The 19,670-nt window shown below is 41.0% G+C and carries 18 protein-coding genes and 1 tRNA gene; 10 read left to right on the plus strand and 9 right to left on the minus strand.

The annotated features are described in order from the left end of the window. Positions 1-481 precede the first annotated feature (481 nt). From ACWICE_RS02990 to ACWICE_RS03000, 3 genes are all read right to left on the minus strand, one after another. Positions 482-928: a PH domain-containing protein gene (locus ACWICE_RS02990; RefSeq protein ID WP_454297602.1), complete on the minus strand. Its 447-nt coding sequence runs from the start codon at positions 926-928 to the stop codon at positions 482-484. A gap of 43 nt (positions 929-971) precedes the next feature. After that, positions 972-1,047, minus strand: a tRNA-Gly gene (locus ACWICE_RS02995). Positions 1,048-1,124: 77 nt separating this feature from the next. Further along, entirely contained in the window at positions 1,125-2,672 is a 1,548-nt protein-coding gene (locus tag ACWICE_RS03000) for an FAD-dependent oxidoreductase (RefSeq protein WP_454297603.1), read from the minus strand. Between the two features lie 150 nt (positions 2,673-2,822). On the opposite strand from ACWICE_RS03000, the gene ACWICE_RS03005 reads away from it, so the two are divergent. The 4 genes from ACWICE_RS03005 (at position 2,823) to ACWICE_RS03020 (ending at position 5,925) form a co-directional block, all read left to right on the plus strand. Continuing rightward, positions 2,823-3,401 (plus strand): LemA family protein, encoded by a 579-nt coding sequence (locus tag ACWICE_RS03005; RefSeq protein ID WP_254526649.1) that lies wholly within the window; start codon positions 2,823-2,825, stop codon positions 3,399-3,401. A gap of 85 nt (positions 3,402-3,486) precedes the next feature. Beyond that, positions 3,487-3,921, plus strand: coding sequence for a TPM domain-containing protein (locus ACWICE_RS03010; RefSeq protein WP_454290599.1), 435 nt, complete (start codon positions 3,487-3,489; stop codon positions 3,919-3,921). Positions 3,922-3,925: 4 nt separating this feature from the next. After that, positions 3,926-4,753, plus strand: a complete 828-nt coding sequence (locus ACWICE_RS03015; RefSeq protein WP_454290598.1) for a TPM domain-containing protein — start codon at positions 3,926-3,928, stop codon at positions 4,751-4,753. A 44-nt stretch (positions 4,754-4,797) separates the two neighbouring features. Further along, the gene (locus tag ACWICE_RS03020) at positions 4,798-5,925 is read left to right on the plus strand and encodes a TlpA disulfide reductase family protein (RefSeq protein ID WP_254526650.1); all 1,128 of its coding nucleotides are present in this window, start codon (positions 4,798-4,800) and stop codon (positions 5,923-5,925) included. A 63-nt stretch (positions 5,926-5,988) separates the two neighbouring features. Here the strand turns inward: ACWICE_RS03020 and radA are convergent, their stop codons facing one another. Further along, a complete protein-coding gene (gene radA / locus ACWICE_RS03025; RefSeq protein WP_185212910.1) occupies positions 5,989-7,377 on the minus strand; it encodes a DNA repair protein RadA in 1,389 nt (462 codons plus the stop codon). Positions 7,378-7,446: 69 nt separating this feature from the next. Between radA and ACWICE_RS03030 the strand changes: the two genes are divergently transcribed. Together ACWICE_RS03030 and ACWICE_RS03035 are read left to right on the plus strand one after the other, a co-directional pair. After that, positions 7,447-7,953 (plus strand): RNA polymerase sigma factor, encoded by a 507-nt coding sequence (locus tag ACWICE_RS03030; RefSeq protein ID WP_185212909.1) that lies wholly within the window; start codon positions 7,447-7,449, stop codon positions 7,951-7,953. Beyond that, positions 7,953-8,582 (plus strand): hypothetical protein, encoded by a 630-nt coding sequence (locus ACWICE_RS03035; protein ID WP_185215781.1) that lies wholly within the window; start codon positions 7,953-7,955, stop codon positions 8,580-8,582. Before ACWICE_RS03030 ends, ACWICE_RS03035 begins: the two co-directional genes overlap by 1 nt. Positions 8,583-8,951: 369 nt before the next feature. Here ACWICE_RS03035 and ACWICE_RS03040 read toward each other — a convergent pair whose 3' ends face one another. From ACWICE_RS03040 to ACWICE_RS03055, 4 genes are all read right to left on the minus strand, one after another. Then, positions 8,952-9,425, minus strand: a complete 474-nt coding sequence (locus tag ACWICE_RS03040) for a hypothetical protein (protein ID WP_185215780.1) — start codon at positions 9,423-9,425, stop codon at positions 8,952-8,954. Positions 9,426-9,434: 9 nt separating this feature from the next. Next, positions 9,435-9,908 carry a DUF4293 domain-containing protein gene (locus tag ACWICE_RS03045; RefSeq protein ID WP_185212906.1) on the minus strand — a complete coding sequence of 158 codons (474 nt, stop codon included), beginning with the start codon at positions 9,906-9,908 and terminating at the stop codon, positions 9,435-9,437. Positions 9,909-10,007: 99 nt separating this feature from the next. Next, a complete protein-coding gene (locus ACWICE_RS03050) occupies positions 10,008-12,005 on the minus strand; it encodes an ATP-binding protein (RefSeq protein ID WP_454297604.1) in 1,998 nt (665 codons plus the stop codon). A gap of 83 nt (positions 12,006-12,088) precedes the next feature. Next, a complete protein-coding gene (locus ACWICE_RS03055) occupies positions 12,089-12,544 on the minus strand; it encodes a hypothetical protein (RefSeq protein WP_454297605.1) in 456 nt (151 codons plus the stop codon). Between the two features lie 197 nt (positions 12,545-12,741). On the opposite strand from ACWICE_RS03055, the gene truA reads away from it, so the two are divergent. The 4 genes from truA (at position 12,742) to ACWICE_RS03075 (ending at position 18,200) form a co-directional block, all read left to right on the plus strand. Further along, entirely contained in the window at positions 12,742-13,503 is a 762-nt protein-coding gene (gene truA, locus ACWICE_RS03060; RefSeq protein WP_185212903.1) for a tRNA pseudouridine(38-40) synthase TruA, read from the plus strand. 88 nt (positions 13,504-13,591) lie between these two features. After that, positions 13,592-15,277 (plus strand): ABC transporter ATP-binding protein, encoded by a 1,686-nt coding sequence (locus ACWICE_RS03065; protein ID WP_454297721.1) that lies wholly within the window; start codon positions 13,592-13,594, stop codon positions 15,275-15,277. Positions 15,278-15,934: 657 nt separating this feature from the next. Then, complete coding sequence (typA, locus tag ACWICE_RS03070; protein WP_185212900.1) at positions 15,935-17,740, plus strand: translational GTPase TypA; 1,806 nt, start codon at positions 15,935-15,937, stop codon at positions 17,738-17,740. Positions 17,741-17,843: 103 nt separating this feature from the next. After that, positions 17,844-18,200: a Rieske (2Fe-2S) protein gene (locus ACWICE_RS03075; RefSeq protein WP_093100153.1), complete on the plus strand. Its 357-nt coding sequence runs from the start codon at positions 17,844-17,846 to the stop codon at positions 18,198-18,200. Here the strand turns inward: ACWICE_RS03075 and ACWICE_RS03080 are convergent. After that, positions 18,197-19,606, minus strand: coding sequence for an aldehyde dehydrogenase family protein (locus tag ACWICE_RS03080; protein ID WP_454297606.1), 1,410 nt, complete (start codon positions 19,604-19,606; stop codon positions 18,197-18,199). The two genes, ACWICE_RS03075 and ACWICE_RS03080, sit on opposite strands and share 4 nt — an antisense overlap. Positions 19,607-19,670: the final 64 nt, after the last annotated feature.

Consider the following 19,670-nt stretch of genomic DNA (forward strand, 5'->3'; position numbering starts at 1 on the left):
GATCAATACCAAATATCAACCAACATCAATGCACGAAACAATCCCCTTTAGGGTGGCATGGTAATCAATAACATTTATCCATCAATATCAATGGCAAGTAGAAAACCCCGTTAGGGGTTCAATTATTTTAGCAATTTCGGGACAACTAGGATTACCCCTTTAGGGGTTTGATTATTCAATGCCGACATTCCAGTGATTCAACATATTGCAACCCCTAGAGGGGTAGTACCCTTCAAACACCATCGCTAAAATAATTTCATCCTTCCAGGGTGACAGGGCGATCAATACCAAATATCAACCAACATCAATGCACGAAACAATCCCCTTTAGGGTGGCATGGTAATCAATAACATTTATCCATCAATATCAATGGCACGTAGAAAACCCCGTTAGGGGTTCAATTATTTTAGCCAAAATTCCATCCATCCACCTCACCCCTCTTTTATTACCCTGCCCAATGAAAACCGCTAAAATATAGCATCTAATCCTGCTTCTTGTTATGATAACTAACTTCAATCTGGGGATTGAATTTCAGGAGGGCATTGACAACTTCCTCATTATCTATTGGCGAGATATAGACCTCTTCATATTTATCATAATAGATAATCAGGCCTTTCATGGCGGTTGCTGGTTTCATACCGCTATATAAATTTTTGCCAACCTCAATGCGCCTAATCGATTTGACCTTGACCTTTCCAAAAAACACTAAGCAGCGATATCTTAAATATTCAGAATCGATTTTATAGGAGGTCGTGAAATAAGTAATCAGATAAAAAACGAGAACGCAGGCTACTAAGGTTGGAAGGACTGTCAAATACTTTGACAAGGGTGCTTTCGATATAGCCAAAATCCCCGTAAACATTGGTATTAAGATTGCAAAAAGGATCAGGAGGTAAAAATTATCCCATTTGGATTTATAAGTAGCCATTCCCTAAAATAACAAAAGCTTCCAATATTTGGAAGCTTTTGTTTGGAGCGAAAGACGAGATTCGAACTCGCGACCCCAACCTTGGCAAGGTTGTGCTCTACCAACTGAGCTACTTTCGCTTGAAGTGCTACAAAAATACAATAATACTTGATTCTTGTCAACATTAAGCGTGATATTTTTGCAAATAATTGTGAAATTATAGCGTGGCCATGATAGCATCCACACAATTCATTCCATCAATCGCGGCAGATACAATTCCACCTGCATAACCAGCACCTTCTGCACATGGGTATAAACCAGAGACTTGCGGGTGTTGCAAGCTATCTTTATCTCTTGGAATGCGTATCGGTGATGATGTCCTGGACTCTACCCCTACCAAAATTGCTTCATTACTATAATACCCTTTCATCTTCTTTCCAAAGATCGGTAATGCCCCTTGTAATGCGGTATGCACAAATTTTGGCAACACTTCACGCAGATCTACCGAACGTGTTCCGGGTTTATAGGAATTCTCGGGAAGATCAAGGGAAACTTTGTTCTGTACGAAGTCCACCATTCGCTGTGCTGGGGCAACGAGATTGCCTCCGCCCAGTTGAAAGGCTTTCTGTTCAATATGTCGCTGAAATTCCAATAGGGCAAACGGATCTTGATCTGAACCCACAACATCCTCCAGATTAATCTGGATAACGGTACCTGAATTGGCATGCGGATTATTTCTTTTGGAAGGAGACCAGCCATTTACCACGATTTCATCCTGATCGGTGGCACATGGAGCGATTATACCTCCGGGGCACATACAGAATGAAAACACACCGCGGCCGTCCACTTGTTCGACCAGACTGTAATATGCAGGCGGAAGGTTCTCCGGACGGATGGAGCAATGGTATTGGGCTGAATCAATGACCGCTTGGGGATGTTCGATGCGAACACCCAGGGCGAAAGGTTTTGCTTCCAACAGCCAATTTCTTGAACGGAACAGCTCAAAGATATCGCGTGCGGAATGGCCCGTTGCGACGATCACATGATCTGCTTTTATGATCCCTTCACTTTCGGTCTTAACCCCTTCTACCTTGCCGAACTGCTCTAATATATCTGTGACTTTACAGTCGAAATGAACCTCACCGCCCATTTCAATGATTCTTTCGCGGATACTCTCGATAATATGTGGCAATTTATTGGTTCCAATATGCGGTCGGGCATCTACTAAGATGTCCTCGGTTGCACCATGTTCCACAAAGATGGAAAGGACCTGTTGCACATCGCCACGTTTATTGGACCTAGTGTACAACTTACCATCGGAATAGGTTCCGGCACCACCCTCACCAAAACAATAATTGGATTCCGGATTGACGAAGCCTTCGCGATTGATCTTGGCAAGATCCCTTCTCCGGTCCTGCACTTTTTTCCCTCTTTCCAGCACGATAGGTTTCAGCCCCAATTCAATGCAGCGATAGGCAGCAAACAGTCCTGCAGGACCGGCGCCGATGATAATCACGGGCTTAGCGTCCTTTACGTTTTTAAGTGCAGTATGGTAATCAGGGAGTTGTACAGGTTCGTCGATAAAGAAGACGACCCGCATACGGAAGAGCACTTGCTTTCCACGAGCGTCTATGGAACGCTTACGGATATGGAAACCATTGATTTTATGAGTTGGAACACGAAGTTTTTTGGCTCCTTCAGCGCGGATTCTCTTCTCATCCTGAACAAAATCAGGACTAATGGCAATTTCAATTTCTTTTTGCATAGTCTGTTGGGGTTTTATCCCAAAAATCTTGGCAAAGATACCAAAAACTGACAGAATTTCGTGTTTAGGAAGAGTTGGTATGTCATTTGATATTGCTTTTTTGTGAAAACAAATTCTTACTTTTAAATATTACTTGTAAAAACAATACACATGAAAAGATTATTAATCGTATTTGTAGGTTTATTAACTGCTCTTTCTTTCAGTTCTTGTGGGTACAACACCATGGTATCCAAGGACGAAAATGTAAAAGGAAAATGGGCACAAGTTGAAAACGCCTACCAACGTAGAGCGGACTTGATCCCTAACTTAGTAAACACTGTAAAAGGAGCTGCACAGCATGAACAAGGTACATTGACCGCTGTAACAGAGGCTCGTGCTAAAGCGACTTCCGTACAAGTAGATCCAAACAATTTGAGCGAGGAAGCGATTGCTAATTTCCAACAAAACCAAGATGGACTTTCACAGGCCATCGGACGATTATTGGTAAGCGTAGAATCTTATCCGGACTTGAAAGCGAATGCGAATTTCCAGGAGTTACAGGCACAGTTGGAGGGTACTGAAAACCGTATTTCCGTAGAGCGCAGAGCCTACAATGAAGCGGTTCAGGATTACAACACCACTGTTCGTAGCTTCCCGAACAACATTATGGCAGGAATCTTTGGATTCAAGGCAAAAGGAACATTTAAAGCGACTGAAGGTTCTGACAAAGCGCCTACAGTGCAGTTTTAATGAATTTTTATTGTTGTTGACATAACGTAAAGATGAATGTTGGGGGCTTTCACTTCTGCATTCATCTTTTCTATTTTAAAGCCTCATGGAGATATTCAATCAAGAAGAACAAGAGAAAATAGAACATGCAATCAGCCTAGCGGAGAACCTGACATCGGGAGAGATCCGTCTGGTCGTTGAGCGCAGGGTTCATGACAAGGAAGCGATTGACCTGGCAAAGGATTATTTTGAAAAGCTCAAGATGCATCAGACGGCATTGCGCAATGGGGTATTGATTTACCTGGCGACGGATGACCATCAATTTGCCATTATCGGCGATGCCGGTATTGATCAGAAAGTTCCGGAGAATTTTTGGGAATCTACAAAAGACCTGATGTTAGGTTCTTTTAGAAAGGGAGATTATGTCAGTGGTTTGATTGCTGGCATCGAAAAGGCCGGTGAGCAATTAGGCAGGTATTTCCCGCGGAGATCGGATGACGTGAATGAACTTCCGAATGATATTTATTTCGGTAAATCTTAATTTTATGCAGAAAACATCACAAATTGTGAAATTTTCAACCCGTATATTATTCAGCTTTTTTATAGGCTTAATATTTCATTTACAAGCCATAGCACAGGATTTTCCTCCTGTAGCGAAGGATTTAGTAACGGATTATACAAATACCCTGAGTTCCAACCAAAAGAAACAGCTTGAACAGAAGTTATTGGCATTTGAAGATTCCTCAAGTATTCAGATTGCGGTCGTGGTCATGAATAGCACTGGCGACTACGACATTGCAGACTATGGGGATCGCCTTGCCAAGCAATGGGGCGTAGGAAACAAGAAATATGATAATGGTATCTTGTTTTTGGTTGCCCTTGGAGACCGTGCAGTCACTATCCGTACGGGTTACGGATTAGAGGGTGCAGTTCCTGATGTCATTGCTTACCGCATCATTGAGAACGAGGTCAAACCAGCCTTCCGCCAAGGAGATTATTTCCAAGGCATTGACAATGGAACAAATGCATTGATATCCTATACCAGAGGAGAATATCAGGCTGACCCTCGGGACGGCTATTCGACAGAAGGTGGCGGTGGAGTGCCTATCATATTCATTGTAATCGGTATCATCATATTAATTTCCATTATTTCCAAATCTGGAGGTGGCGGCAAAAATGGCGGTGGTAAGGTAATGGGTGGTCGAGGTTCATCTGACCTGTTCTGGTGGACATTATTGAACTCATTGGGCCGTGGTGGCGGCGATAATGATGGTGGTGGATTTGGCGGCGGCTTCGGCGGCGGTGGAGGCGGCGGCTTCGGAGGTTTCGGAGGCGGTGGCTTCGGCGGCGGTGGTGCCAGCGGAAGATGGTAATGGAACGATTAATGTACTATAGTAAAAAACGTAAAACAATAGATATGAAAAAAACAATGTTAGCTGTACTGGCAGCAGTCCCTACTTTGCTTTTTGCCCAAGAGGACTTTTCCATCAAAGGAAATATAAAGGATGTGAATGCGCCAGCGAAAGTGTATTTGATGTATGTAGACGGCGGACAACGCCATATTGATTCTGCTAATGTTGATAAAGGACAGTTTACCTACAATGGTATTGTATCAGAGCCTACACAGGCACAGATGATATTATCTGCCGATGGCAAACCATTGAACCAGATTGAAACACCGGATATGACCATGCTTTACCTTTCTAAAGGGGTAATCAAGGTTACTGGGGATAAAATGGCAACCGCTGAAATCTCAGGAAATGAGATCAATACTGATTTCAGCAAATACAAAGCATCAATTAAAGCGGTAACAGATCAGTTTGAAGCATTAAACAAGGAATACCAAGCGGCAAGTCCTGACCAACAACAGGACGAGCAATTCCTGACGAACCTGCAAGGAAAGGCTGAAGGATTATTCAAACAACAAACTCAGCTGAACGAGCAATTCATCAAAGATAATCCAGGCAGTTATGTGACTTTAGGGTTATTGGATGAAATGGTAAGTGCGCAAACCGTAAATAATGTGGTAGCGCCGGCTTATGAAAAGCTTCCTGCTGCTTTAAAAAATTCTACACGTGGAAAAGCTTTGGCAGCAAAGATCGAGAAACAAAAGAAGGTTGCCATTGGATCAGTAGCTCCAGAAATCGCATTGCCTGATACAACCGGTAAAGTGGTTGCATTATCATCTTTACGTGGAAAATATGTCTTGATTGACTTCTGGGCAAGCTGGTGCGGACCATGTCGTCATGAAAACCCGAATGTAGTTGCTGCATTCAATAAATTTAAGGACAAGAACTTTACTATCTACGGTGTTTCCCTAGATCGTGAAAATGGTAAAACAGATTGGTTAGAGGCTATTAAAGCTGATAATCTTTCAGGATGGACCCAAGTTTCTGACCTTAAGTTCTGGCATTCACCAGTAGTGGAACTCTATGGAATTGAGGGTATTCCCCAAAACTTCCTTTTAGATCCAGAAGGTAAGATCATTGCAGTTAACCTTCGAGGTGAAGCTCTTGAGGCTAAACTTGCTGAAGTCATTAAATAAGCAAAAAACATCATAAAAAAACTCCGGGAAATTATCTCGGAGTTTTTTTTATTTATGCCTTATCTAACCAAACAATATTCTGAAGACATCTTCTAAGGTGGCCACTGGCCTGACCAGGATCTGATATCTTTTCACATCCAATCCTTTGGTATTATATTTTGAGATAAAGATCTGTTCAAAACCTAATTTTTCGGCTTCTTGGATTCGCTGTTCGATCCGGTTTACCGCCCTGATTTCTCCAGACAGGCCAACCTCAGCTGCAAAAGTGATATTAGACGGGAGGGCTATATCCTGCTGAGAGGAAATAAGCGCTGCAATCACGGCTAGATCGATTGCTGGGTCTTCCACCCTTAATCCTCCGGCGATATTCAAGAATACATCCTGAGCACTTAACCTAAATCCAAAGCGTTTTTCAAGTACCGCCAAGAGCATGTTCAACCTTTTCGTGTCAAAGCCGGTAGAGCTCCGCTGAGGCGTTCCATATGCTGAATTGGACACCAAAGCCTGCACCTCGATCATCAGCGGCCTCATGCCCTCTAACATCGCTGCTACGGAAATTCCACTGACCTGTTCCTCCCTTTGCGAAAGCATAATTTCCGATGGATTGGAAACCTCCCTTAGACCTGAGCCTTGCATTTCGTAAATCCCCAGTTCCGAAGAAGATCCAAATCTATTCTTTACTGCTCTCAGGATTCGATATACATGGTTTCTATCTCCTTCAAACTGCAATACGGTATCCACCATGTGTTCCAATACCTTTGGTCCTGCAATAGATCCGTCTTTGGTGATATGGCCAACAATAAATACCGGAGTATTGGTTTCTTTGGCAAATCGAAGCAGTTCAGCTGTACATTCCCTGACCTGAGATACCGAACCGGGAGCCGATTCGATCTGGGCAGTATGTAAAGTCTGTATGGAGTCGATGACGAGCACATTGGGTTCCACTTGATCGATCTGTTTAAAGATGTTCTGCATGGATGTTTCGGTCAGGATATAACAATTCGCATTGGAACTTTGGGCTAGCCTTTCCGCTCGCATCTTGATCTGCTGTTCGCTCTCTTCCCCAGAAATATAAAGTGTTTTTACCTTAGGAATGGAAAGGGCCAATTGCAACATCAAAGTAGATTTCCCGATTCCCGGCTCCCCGCCGATCAACACTAATGAACCCGGCACAATTCCTCCCCCTAGAACACGGTTGAATTCTTTGTCAGGAGTCAGGATCCGTTGTTCTTCGGAGTACACAATCTCATGGATGACCGCAGCTTTGTTCGTTCTTTTCTGTATTCCAGGACCTGTACTGGTACTTCGCCATTCGGGAACACGGCTAGATGCCTTTTCCACAACCTCTTCCACAAAGGTATTCCATTGCTTACAGGAAGGACATTGCCCCAACCACTTTGGAGATTCATATCCACATGATTGACAGAAATATGCTGATTTTGTTTTTGCCATTGAGCGAATTTAAAAAAATGTATCTACATGTTGTAACAATACCTTACTATTGTCGACAAATACCAATAAATGATTGAGAACCTAGAGCAAGAATTTGTAAATCTTTTGGAGGATAATCAGAACATCCTACACAAGATCTGCAAGCTTTACACAGCAGATCTGGCATCCCACCAGGACTTGTTCCAGGAGATGGTCATTCAATTGTGGAAATCGTATCCAAGGTTCAAAGGTGAGTCAAAGTTTTCCACTTGGGCCTATAGGGTTTCCTTGAATACGGCCATATCATTATATCGAAGTAAAAAGACAAAGATTGCGACCGTTGATTGGGATCAATCCCTAGCCAACATCCGCTATGAGGAGTACAATTCGGAGACTGAAGACCAGTTAAAACACCTATATGATGCCGTACGGCAATTGAATGATATCGACAAAGCTTTGGTCTATATGTACCTCGAAGACAAGGACTATACAGAGATCTCAGAAACATTAGGGATCAGCGAAGTTAATGCCCGGGTCAAAATGAATAGAATCAAGAACAAACTGAAAGAAATGCTAACAAAGAAAGGAGTGGTTTAATGGATGAACTAGATTTTCTAAAACAACATTGGCAAAAAGACCAGGGTTTTCCTAAAGTAAACAAGGAGGAAATCCGAAATATGTTGCACAAGAGTTCATCCTCCCTAGTGAAATGGATCTTTATTATCAGCATCATCGAATTATTTCTTGGGGTACTATTAAATGTGTTCGTATTTCTTTCTGACACGGACCCAGAAAAAATGCCCTATCCGCTGGAACTGCTCACGAATTTTATTGATGTGGTTTCCTATATCATCATCCTTTATTTTATTTATTCCTTTTTCAATTCTTATAGAAAGATAAAGAACACCAATAATACCAAGGAGCTTTTGTCCAATATTTTGCTAACCAGAAAAACAGTTACCTATTATATTCGCTTCAATATTTACATGATTTTGGTCGGATTGGGAATAACCGCTCTGAGAATGATTTGGGAAGAGGACGTCATCCATAAATCCGTTGGCCATAACATCTTGTTTTTTACCTTCCTGGGAATCGTCATTTTCCTAATCGGATGGGCCATGATTGCTTTCGTAAAATGGATCTATAAGCTGATCTATATCAGGCTGGTCAAAAAATTGGAGAAGAACTACGAAGAATTGGAAAGGCTGGAAAGAGAAGAAGTATAGGCTTATCCAATAAGTCAAACCGAGTAGTAAAAATTTGGACTAAATTTATCGGAAGGTGATGACAGCAAATTGGAAGGCAAAAAAATATTTTTTTAAAACCCCATAGGGGTTCCATTATTTTAGCTGGCATGGCACGTTAGCCTAGATGTAGCGCAAAAACGATGTTCGATTAATCGAACATCGTTTTTGCATTAACCCTATATTATTCGTTACCAATGCTAAAATAATTCTGCCCTTCCAGGGCAGAATGTCGCAAAAAAAGATTTTTCTAGAAAATAAATATAAGTCTAAATACCTATAAACACAGATTTAGCAACCATGTCATTATTAAAAGGTTATTACAACAATCCATAAACGAAAAAAGGAGCATTATTGCTCCTTTTCTTGTTCAAGATCTATAAATGCATCGAGGAATTGGCCTTCCTCTTCCAAGGCATTGAAAACGATTTTAACCATTTTCGCGTTCTTTATTTCTTCTGTCATAGGTGTCAATTTCAATTTGATATTGACGGGTTTGTCTTGATGTAACAGGTAATTCAGGTAATTTTCCCTATCAGAAAGCTGCACGATTACCCTATCGATCTGCACGGAGGTTAACATATGCGATTCTTCCTGCGCATCGATCAATGCAGTAGCGAATACATTCAGCCTAAATTCCCTAGGGTTCTTGTCATAAGATATGGCAAACAGATCAACCACTAAGGTGTCACCAGATGCCGTTACCGACTTTAGGTCAAACTGAATATCATCGACAACATTTAAGTTAGGATCTTCTTGGGCCTGCGAATTTTTTGGTAAAAAAAACACCACAGCAAGTCCAAGAAACCATATAATTTGTTTCATACGTTCGAATTAACGAAGCCTTTCGGCTGATTTAATTAATTTATTATCATTTCTGATTCCACGAATAGCAAAGGATAAGCATAGAATAGAAATCGGCAGAAGGAAAAATCCAATACCAATATTGTTAGCTCCAATATGCTGATTGATCAGATCAAGGATGTTGTTTGCTGTGATAAACATCCAAATAGCAAATAAACAGATCAATACCACTTGCACTAAGATCAGGTTCAACTGCAGTTTTCGGTTTTTATATTGGAATATGATAAAGATGGGGATCAAAGCCAGAACCACAGTAGCAATGGTCATCAATAAAAAGCCAGTTTCTTTAGTTGTAACGTTATTTGCTGAGGAATATACGCCAGTTACATAGATGTTTTTTCCAAGTCCTACCAAATCAATGTAGCCTACAAAAGGGAACATGAAAAGAGCAAATAAAACTAGGCTTGAAAGCAATAACCAAACGGTTTGAATACGCTGTATCATATTTATAGATTATTTATATCGCAAATATAATACAAACAACTTAAATAGATTTTGGTTTCTGCATGGTAAATGGTTCATTGCCGTGGGTTTCTGATACAGTTACACCAGAATCTCAATATCGATGCTCGTTCCTTTGCCTACTTCGGAGCGGATATCCAATTTACCATGGAGGTAATTCACCCTAATTTTTACATTGGTCAAACCCACTCCATCTTTTGAATCATCCATTATTTGATCGGACTTAAAACCCTTGCCATCATCTTCAACCGTAATAAATACCACATTATCTTCGACACTGCATTGCACCAAGATATGTTTGGCTTCCGAATGTTTCAGGGAGTTATAGATCAATTCTTGAATGATCCTGTAAATATGGGTCTGCTGTTCTTGGCTGAGTACATTAAACAATCCATATAATTGCAGTTCGATCTTGGTATTGGAATTCTGCAGACTCTTACACAGGTCACCTAATGATACGGCAAGACCAAAACGACGCAGGGATTCAGGCATAAGGTTATGGGAAATCCTTCGCATTTCTGTAATGGCAAAATCCATATCGACTAAAATGGAATTCACTTTATCATTTGGATTGGACAATTGAGTGTCCAAGATTTTATATTTGATAGAAGCCAATATACTGCCTAGGCCATCATGCAAATCCCTAGAGAGCCTGTTCCTTTCTTTTTCTTCTCCATGCAACATGGCATCAAGGGACAGCAGTTTTTGTTTTTGCTTTTCCTCGAGTAGCTTTTGGTTATTGTTGATTTCTTGTTGCTGCAGCAATCTTTTGTTTTTCTGGTGATTCTTGAACAGGAAATATCCGATCAATAACAGGATGATCGCCACCAAGGCAATGATGATACGGGTGTTTTTGATATCGCTCTCGGTTTTCTCCCGTTCTGTCTTTAAGGAAAGGATCTCACCTTCTTTCTCGAGGGTCTGATATTTTACTTCATAATCCATTAAGGACTCCCTGATCCGCCTGTTATACATGGTATCCTGAAGGACATCCTTCTTTTTCACCCATTCCATGGCTTTTTTATAGTCCTTTAATCCTTCATAGATTTTGACAAATGCGATGGCGATGTTCAAACTGTCCTGAAAGAAAGTATAACCTATATCCATCCTTTTTTCGACATATTCATTCAAATCCTTGAATGCAGACTGAAAATCCTTTTTGCTGAGGTTTATCAGTGCCCTTTGGTAATATAAACTGGTCAAGGCACGAGGGTTTGGCTCCCCTTCTTTTTTAAGGTATTCAATGGATTTATCCATATGGATGAGCGATACATCATAGTTTTTTTTAAATCGATTGTAGACCGAATGCACAAAATGATAGTCGCTTAAGGGCAAGGAACCTTTATGCCTCTTGATAAATTTCTCATAATTTAACATGACCTTTTCAGACATGACACTATCATCCATTGCATTTAAGGAAACGACCAGAAGCTTATATACCTCATTCATGGTATAGGGGTCATATTTTCCCTTATTCAGGTGCTCCAATGATTCCAATAGATATTTATTGGCTTCAGTATATTGTAGATTGTTCCAGAAATTCAGTCCGATCTTATAGAGGATATTTCCGGTGATAATATCATCATTGGCTTCCTTGGCCATTGGCAGCGCCCTATTGACCAAGATTTCCAACATCCTGATATGTTTATCCTGCCATTGGTAGGCCGAAGCCATATTATTCAATAATTTAGCCCTTAGCCATTTCGCTTTGTTTCCCTCAATCTTGGCCAGTTCTGCATCGGCTTCTTCGAATAGACGGATCGCTTTTGGCAGGTCATAATCCATATAAAACAGTCCTTCGTATACTTTGCCCATCCCATTGGCGACGGGAAATTCATTTTTATACAGGAGACCCTGTTTCAGGTAAATGTGGGCTGTGGCAGAATCTGAATAGGAGTAGTAAAAAGACAGTTCAAAGATATTAAAAGCTTTCTCTTCAACACTTAGGTCGGTTTTTATGATTTTTTCTAGGCTATCAATTTCTGCTTGATAGGGCCTTTTTACCTGTTCTCCTTTAGCTGTGGGAACAAGTAGGCACAATAGCAGCAGGATTGGCAATATTTTGCACCTAGCTTCCATAAATAATGCTTATCTGTAGGTTTTTATTAAATAGAAATAGGCAGTGAAAATCACTGCCTATGCATGATGTGTATAAAGATAAACTATTTTTCGATTTTTATAGCAATACCTTCATCTTCGATTGCCTGCACCGATTCATCGGTTATCAAAGGGCTAGTTTTCTTTAGCACCTCAAAAAGCTCTTCAGCATCGCCTTTGAACTGTACATTTAATGTCGAACCTGATCCTTTATATTTCATTTTCACATCAGAAACCTTTTTATTGGATTCCAATCCAGAGGAAATGGTTTTCAATTCAGCAAGATTTACCCCTTCAATTAAGACTACCAGTTCGCCAGCAGCGGCATTATCGCCTTTTTTACCTAAAAGCCCACCTAATTTACCGCCAATACGTCCGGCCTTATTCGAGGTATTGTCTACCTTATTGGATGTGTTTTCCACCTTGTTCAATGCTCTGTCGATTTTGTCCAAAAATCCCTGAGCAGAAGCTGCATATGTACAGCCTAAAAATAATGTTAGTATGATTATTACCTTTTTCATGATCTATGAGTTTTATTATTGGACTAAGGTAGAGCTAATTAGCACGCAAAAACATACCCAGATAAGTGGTAAATTATGTACTTGTATTCAAGTACAAGGCATTCATCTGGAACAGGTACAATCCTGGACCTGCCTTAATTTTTTACCTGATCTTTATAATTGCGCATATGAGCTAATTTGATATTAATTACCTTTGCATGGTGGAAGAACAAATACCTAAATACTTTTTGGAAATAGCATACAATGGAACGGCCTACCATGGTTGGCAGATCCAGGATAACGCTGTCTCTGTTCAGGAAAAACTGAACCAAGCTCTTTCGATTTTACTTCGCGAAGAAGTAGAAACGATAGGCGCAGGACGTACGGACAGTGGGGTGCATGCCAAACAGCTATTTGTTCATTTCTCCAGTAATGCTCATGTTTTGGAGAACAAGGAGAGGTTTGTCCATTCCCTGAATGCCCTGATGCCTTTTGACATTTCAGCAAAACGCTTGATTGGGGTAGCTGTAGAGGCCCATGCTCGCTTTGATGCCACGCAAAGGAGTTATGAATACCATGTACATTTCCAGAAGGATCCCTTTCAACATGGGTTTTCATGGCAGCTGCGCGACAAACCGGATGTTGAAAAAATGAACATTGCAGCCCTAGATTTGTTAGGTAGGCAAGATTTTTCTTGTTTCAGCAAATCGAACACACAAGTATTCACCAATTATTGCGATATTAAACGTGCAGAATGGTTGTGGGAAGGCGAAAGATTGGTATTCCATATTTCTGCAGATCGTTTTCTGCGAAACATGGTTCGGGCAATAGTTGGAACCCTGATGGAAATCGGCCTAGGCAAGAAACCTATAGAACATATTAAAGAGGTAATTCAAAGTATGGATCGCTCTAAAGCTGGCACTTCGGTTCCGGCCTGTGGGCTTTACCTAACAGAGGTTCATTATCCATATATTGATTAAAACGAAGATTTTGGAAAAAGACAAAATTTCAGGAAATGCATACGACAGTAAACTACTGGGAAGGTTAGCTAAATACATCCGTCCCTATATGCCTGTTTTCTGGGTTTCCGTTATACTAACGATATTACTCGCAGCTGTAGCTCCTGCCCTTCCGCTTTTGGTGGAATATACCTTGGACCATTATATATTATCCGGAAAAGGGGAAGGATTGACTAACATGCTTTTATTGATGTTTGCCCTTTTGATATCGCAAACCATCATCCGTTATTTCCATACCCTGATGACCAATACCCTTGGGCAATCCGTCATCCGGGATATCCGCATCCAGGTTTTCAACCATATCACCAACCTAAGGTTAAAATATTTCGACAATACCCCGATCGGTAGATTGATCACCAGGACCATCTCTGACCTGGAAACCATTGCCAATATCTTTTCGGAAGGTCTGATCCAAATTATTGGTGACCTTCTGCAGTTGGTCGTTATCCTAGGGGTAATGTTCTATACGGATTGGAAATTGACCTTGGTCGTTTTGATTCCTATGCCACTGATGATTGCTGCGACCTATATCTTTAAGGAAGCCATGAAGTCAGCATTCCAAAGTGTCAGGCTATGGGTTTCCAATCTGAATACCTTTCTACAGGAACATATCTCTGGCATGAGCGTTATCCAATATTTTGCCCGAGAAGACCAAGAGATGCGCAAATTCAAGGCTATCAATGCGGAACATAGAAATGCGCATATCCGAGCGAATTGGTATTTCTCGATCTTCTTTCCGGTATTGGAAATTATTGTGGCCATTGCAACAGGTCTATTGGTATGGTACGGGTCCAAACAGATCTTGGCCGATGTCATTTCTCCGGGTGTAGTGGTCGCCTTTATCATGTACATCAACATGATCTTTAGACCAATACGGGAGTTAATCGATAAGTTCAACACCCTTCAGATGGGAATGGTCTCTGCTGAGCGTATCTTTGATGTGCTAGATACCGATGAATTCACCCCAGATGAAGGAAATTACAAACCGGAACATGTAAAGGGAGAGATTACCTTTAAAAATGTTTGGTTTGCCTATAATGATGAGAAATGGGTATTGAAAGACGTAAGCTTCCATGTGGAGCAGGGTGAAACTCTAGCTTTAGTGGGTGCGACGGGTGCTGGAAAATCATCTATTATCAATATCCTGAGCCGATTCTATGAAATCCAAAAAGGAGAGATCTTATTGGACGGTGTTAATATCAAGGATTATGATCTGACATTCCTACGTCAGACCATTGCCACCGTGCTGCAGGATGTCTTCCTGTTCTCAGACACGGTTCTGAACAACATCAATCTGCACAACCCTAATATATCCTTTGAATCTATTGAGGATGCTGCTAAGAAAGTCGGTGCTTATGATTTTATCATGCGACTCCCAGGGAACTTCAACTATCAGGTCCAAGAAAGAGGTTCGACGCTTTCTGCCGGTCAGGCGCAGCTAATATCCTTTATCCGGGCCTTAGTTCATGATCCAAAAATCCTGATCCTTGATGAGGCAACCTCCTCCATTGACACGGAAACGGAGGAATTGATTCAAAATGCCATCGAGAACCTGATGGAAGGCCGTACTTCTATCGTGATTGCGCATAGGTTATCCACCATCCAGAAAGCGGATAAGATCATTGTTCTGGATAAGGGTGAGATCAAGGAAATCGGCACGCACCATGAGCTGTTGGAGCTAGAGGGTTATTATAGGAAATTGTATGACCTGCAGTTTAATTCGGCGGGAATATAGGGGAGAGAGATTTGAGATGTGGGATGTGAGATATCAAACATTTCATGGCGCTAAATTCAACCTGGCTGTTAATGTTGAGACACGAAACATCTCGGAATATTGCACTCCTAAAATCAAATTAACGTAGGATATATTGGCGTGCGGTTCTTGTACCTTCGGTGAAAAATGACAGGGTTTTATAGAGGAGAACCGTAAAGATTCTTCACGAATTGTTAAGAATCACAGTTGGGCCATAGTGGGATTCAAAGTGTCAACGAAGAATCTATTCTTTATTTTATTTATGGATCGCTGTCATTGCAAAATCGTAAGATGAGCAAACTATTTATTAATGATTTGATCCTATAAAAGGGATGTGTTGAAAAATTTTTAACCCCCACTATGCGGTTCTCTTTAAAAGAGTCGCTTTTCCAAAAAGATTTCACCCGCTCTGGGGGTTCTGTAAATAAACAAACATCTTTCCTTACGAAAAAAGTCCTTTAGAAAGCGGTTCATTTCCTTATCAGGAAGAACCAAAATATCCCTGCTTTTGACCCAACTGTTTGAGAATTAATCATAAATAAACGACATGCTAATAAAATATTAATAGCAATTAGTAAAAAATGAGGTGCAAAATGTATATCTTTGCACCTCTTATTTTTAATAACACATTATTGCTCAATGCAGAATATCAGAAACATAGCGATCATCGCGCACGTTGACCACGGTAAAACTACCCTAGTTGACAAGATCTTACACTTCACCAATCAATTCAGGGACAATGAAAATTCAGGGGAATTAATCCTGGATAACAACGACTTGGAGCGTGAGCGTGGTATTACCATCGTGTCTAAAAACGTATCTGTTAAATACAAAGACACCAAGATCAACATTATTGATACTCCAGGTCACGCCGATTTCGGTGGTGAGGTTGAGCGTGTATTGAAAATGGCTGACGGTGTTGTTCTATTGGTGGATGCTTTTGAAGGTCCGATGCCTCAAACAAGATTTGTTACCGGAAAAGCTTTAGCATTAGGTATCAAACCTATTGTTGTGGTAAACAAAGTAGACAAAGAGAACTGTCGTCCAGAAGAGGTTTACGAAAATGTATTTGATTTGTTCTTTAGCTTAGGTGCTACTGAAGATCAATTGGATTTCCCTGTATTATACGGTTCTTCAAAACAAGGATGGATGTCAACTGACTGGACTAAACCAACGACTGACTTCACCGAATTGTTGGAAGCAATCATTGCACATATTCCTGCTCCTAAAATATCTGAAGGTACATTGCAGATGCAAGTAACTTCATTGGACTACTCTACATTCGTTGGTCGTATCGCGATCGGCCGTGTGGTAAGAGGAACAATCAAAGAAAACCAACCGGTATCATTGGTAAAACGTGATGGCAAGATTGTAAAATCTCGCGTGAAAGAACTTCAATTGTTTGAAGGCCTTGGTCGTGTTAAAGTTTCAGAAGTTCATGCAGGTGATATCGTGGCTGTAGTAGGTATCGATGGTTTTGAAATCGGTGACACCATTGCAGACTTTGAAAACCCAGAGCAATTAGAAGTAATGCACATTGATGAGCCAACAATGAACATGTTGTTTACCATCAATAACTCGCCTTTCTTTGGTAAAGAAGGTAAATTCGTAACATCACGTCACATCTATGACCGTCTTCAAAAAGAATTAGAAAAGAACTTAGCATTACGCGTTGTTCCTACAGATTCTCCAGATGCATGGTTGGTATACGGTCGTGGTATTCTTCACTTGTCAGTATTGATCGAAACAATGCGTCGTGAAGGTTATGAATTACAAGTAGGACAACCACAGGTAATCGTTAAAGAAATAAACGGTCAGAAACATGAGCCAATCGAAGAGTTGGTAGTAGATGTACCTGCTGAAGTTTCTGGTAAAGTGATCGAATTGGTAACTCAACGTAAAGGTGAGTTGTTGATCATGGAAACAAAAGGCGAAATGCAACACCTTGAATTCTCTATCCCTTCTCGTGGTATCATTGGATTACGTAACAACGTATTGACAGCTACTGCTGGTGAGGCTGTAATGGCGCACCGTCTGAAAGGATACGAGCCTTGGAAAGGAACAATTCCAGGTCGTATGGCTGGTGTATTGATCTCATTAGATACAGGTTCTACAACGGCTTATTCAATCGATAAATTACAAGACCGTGGTCGTTTCTTCGTTGATCCAGGTGTTGAGATCTATGAAGGACAGGTTTTGGGAGAGCATATCCGTGACAACGATTTAACGATCAACGTGACTAAAGGAAAGCAATTGACAAACATGCGTGCATCTGGTTCTGATGACAATACACGTATTGCTCCAGCAATTAAATTCTCTTTGGAAGAATGTATGGAATATATCCAAGCTGACGAATACATCGAGGTTACTCCTCAAAGTATCCGCTTGCGTAAGATCTACCTTACTGAAAACGAGCGTAAAGTAAATGCTAAGAAATTCGTTTAGAATTAAACTTTAGCTGAAAATATAAGAGGCATCCCCAAGGGTTTGCCTCTTTTTTGTTGATGTCATTTCTTAACTTGCTATAAATTATTAAATCTTGCAACTGATGGAGAATTTTGAAGATGATGATTTGGAATGGCATAAAGTGCCTGTGAAAATTGATGAGAGCCGTAATTATGTCAAGGCTTTGCATGTGGCAGGTAAAAAGCTCTGTTTGATCAAAGAGGGAGATGTCCTATCGGTTACCTCAAGTCGCTGTCCGCATGCAGGAGCAGATCTGACAAAAGGATGGTGCGAAGAAGGTAAATTGGTCTGTCCCTTTCACCGGCATCGATTCAATCTGGAGTCTGGCAAAGGAGATGAACCTCAACATAACTTTATCCGGATCTATCCTTTGAAAAAGGAAGACGGGGATTTTTATGTAGGCATCAAGAAGAGCCTATGGAACAAGATATTTGGCTAGAATAAACGACTAATCCATTGCAACATCCTACTGGTCTTTTCCGTGTAAGGATACCAGAACATAGAAGACAGCGGGATGATCTTGACATCGGCAACGGCTCTTTCATGTGAGAACGCTTTAAAGCCATACCAACCCGTGGATTGTCCCAAACCAGAATTGTTTACTCCTCCAAAAGGAAGGTTAGGTTGCATGATCTGGATGACCGCATCATTTATGCAGGTTGATCCAGCACTGCTATTCCGGATAATATGTTTATTGAAATTTGAATCTTTGCTGAACACGTACAATGCTAATGGCTTTTCCTTAGCATTGATAAAGTCAATGGCTTCTTGAATCTGTGCATAATATACGATGGGCAGAATGGGGCCAAAGATCTCCTCCGTCATGAGCGGATTATTGGCGGCCACATTGGTGATTACCGTTGGTGCAATGTACTTGGTCCTTCCATCGGTCTTGCCTCCAGCAATGATATTAGCTCCTAATTGTTTTGCTGAGTCTAGAGCTTGGTTAAGCCTTTCAAACTGTTTTTCGTTAATTATTCGGGCATAATCCGGTGAATTAAACGCATCCTTACCGAAAGCTTCTTCGATTTCGATCTTAAAAACCTCTTCAAGCTGCTGTTTCTGATGCCTATGGGCAAGGATGTAATCTGGAGCAATACAGGTCTGACCTGCATTGATAAACTTGGCCCAGATCAGGTTTTTAACGACCTGCCTCAGATTCACATTCTTATCGATTACCGCTGGAGACTTACCACCAAGTTCCAAGGTAATATCCGTGAGGTGCTTACTTGCAGCTTCCATTACGATCTTTCCCACTTTGGACGAACCTGTAAAATGGATATGATCGAACTTTAGGTTCAGGAGATGGGTTGTTTCCTCAACAGCTCCTTCAATGACTGCAATATGATCAGTTGGAAAGACTTCGGCTATTATTTTTTTAAGGACTTGGTTGCTATTCGGAGAAAATTCAGAGAGCTTTAGTATAGCTGTGTTACCTGCGGCAATACAGGCCGCCAGATGGACTAACGGGAGCTGAAAGGGGTAATTCCATGGCGTAATGATCAAAGCGTTTCCTTTGGGCTCATAATGCAAATAGGCGCTGACATTGGGCATCACCAATGAACGACGAACCTTCTTGTCCTTCATCCAGCCACGCAGTTTCTTGGTGATATGTTTCAGCTCCAGCTGTACCACCAAAATCTCAGTAATGGCCGTTTCAATTCCAGATTTATGAAAATCTTGGTATAGAGCCTGCTCAATGGCCTTTTCTTCCCTATTGATGGTATCTAATAATTTCTTGATCCAACCTATTCTTTTATAAGTGGTACTATGTTTTATAGCCGATTTGTTTTTAAGTTGGGACTGGTAGATTTTGTCTATTTCTGAAAGGGTATTATATGCCATATTATTGCCTGAAGAATAAAAATAAGCAATAAAACAAAAACCCAGGTCATATTCATGTCTGGGT

It is taken from the genome of Sphingobacterium sp. NPDC055346, from assembly GCF_053645235.1.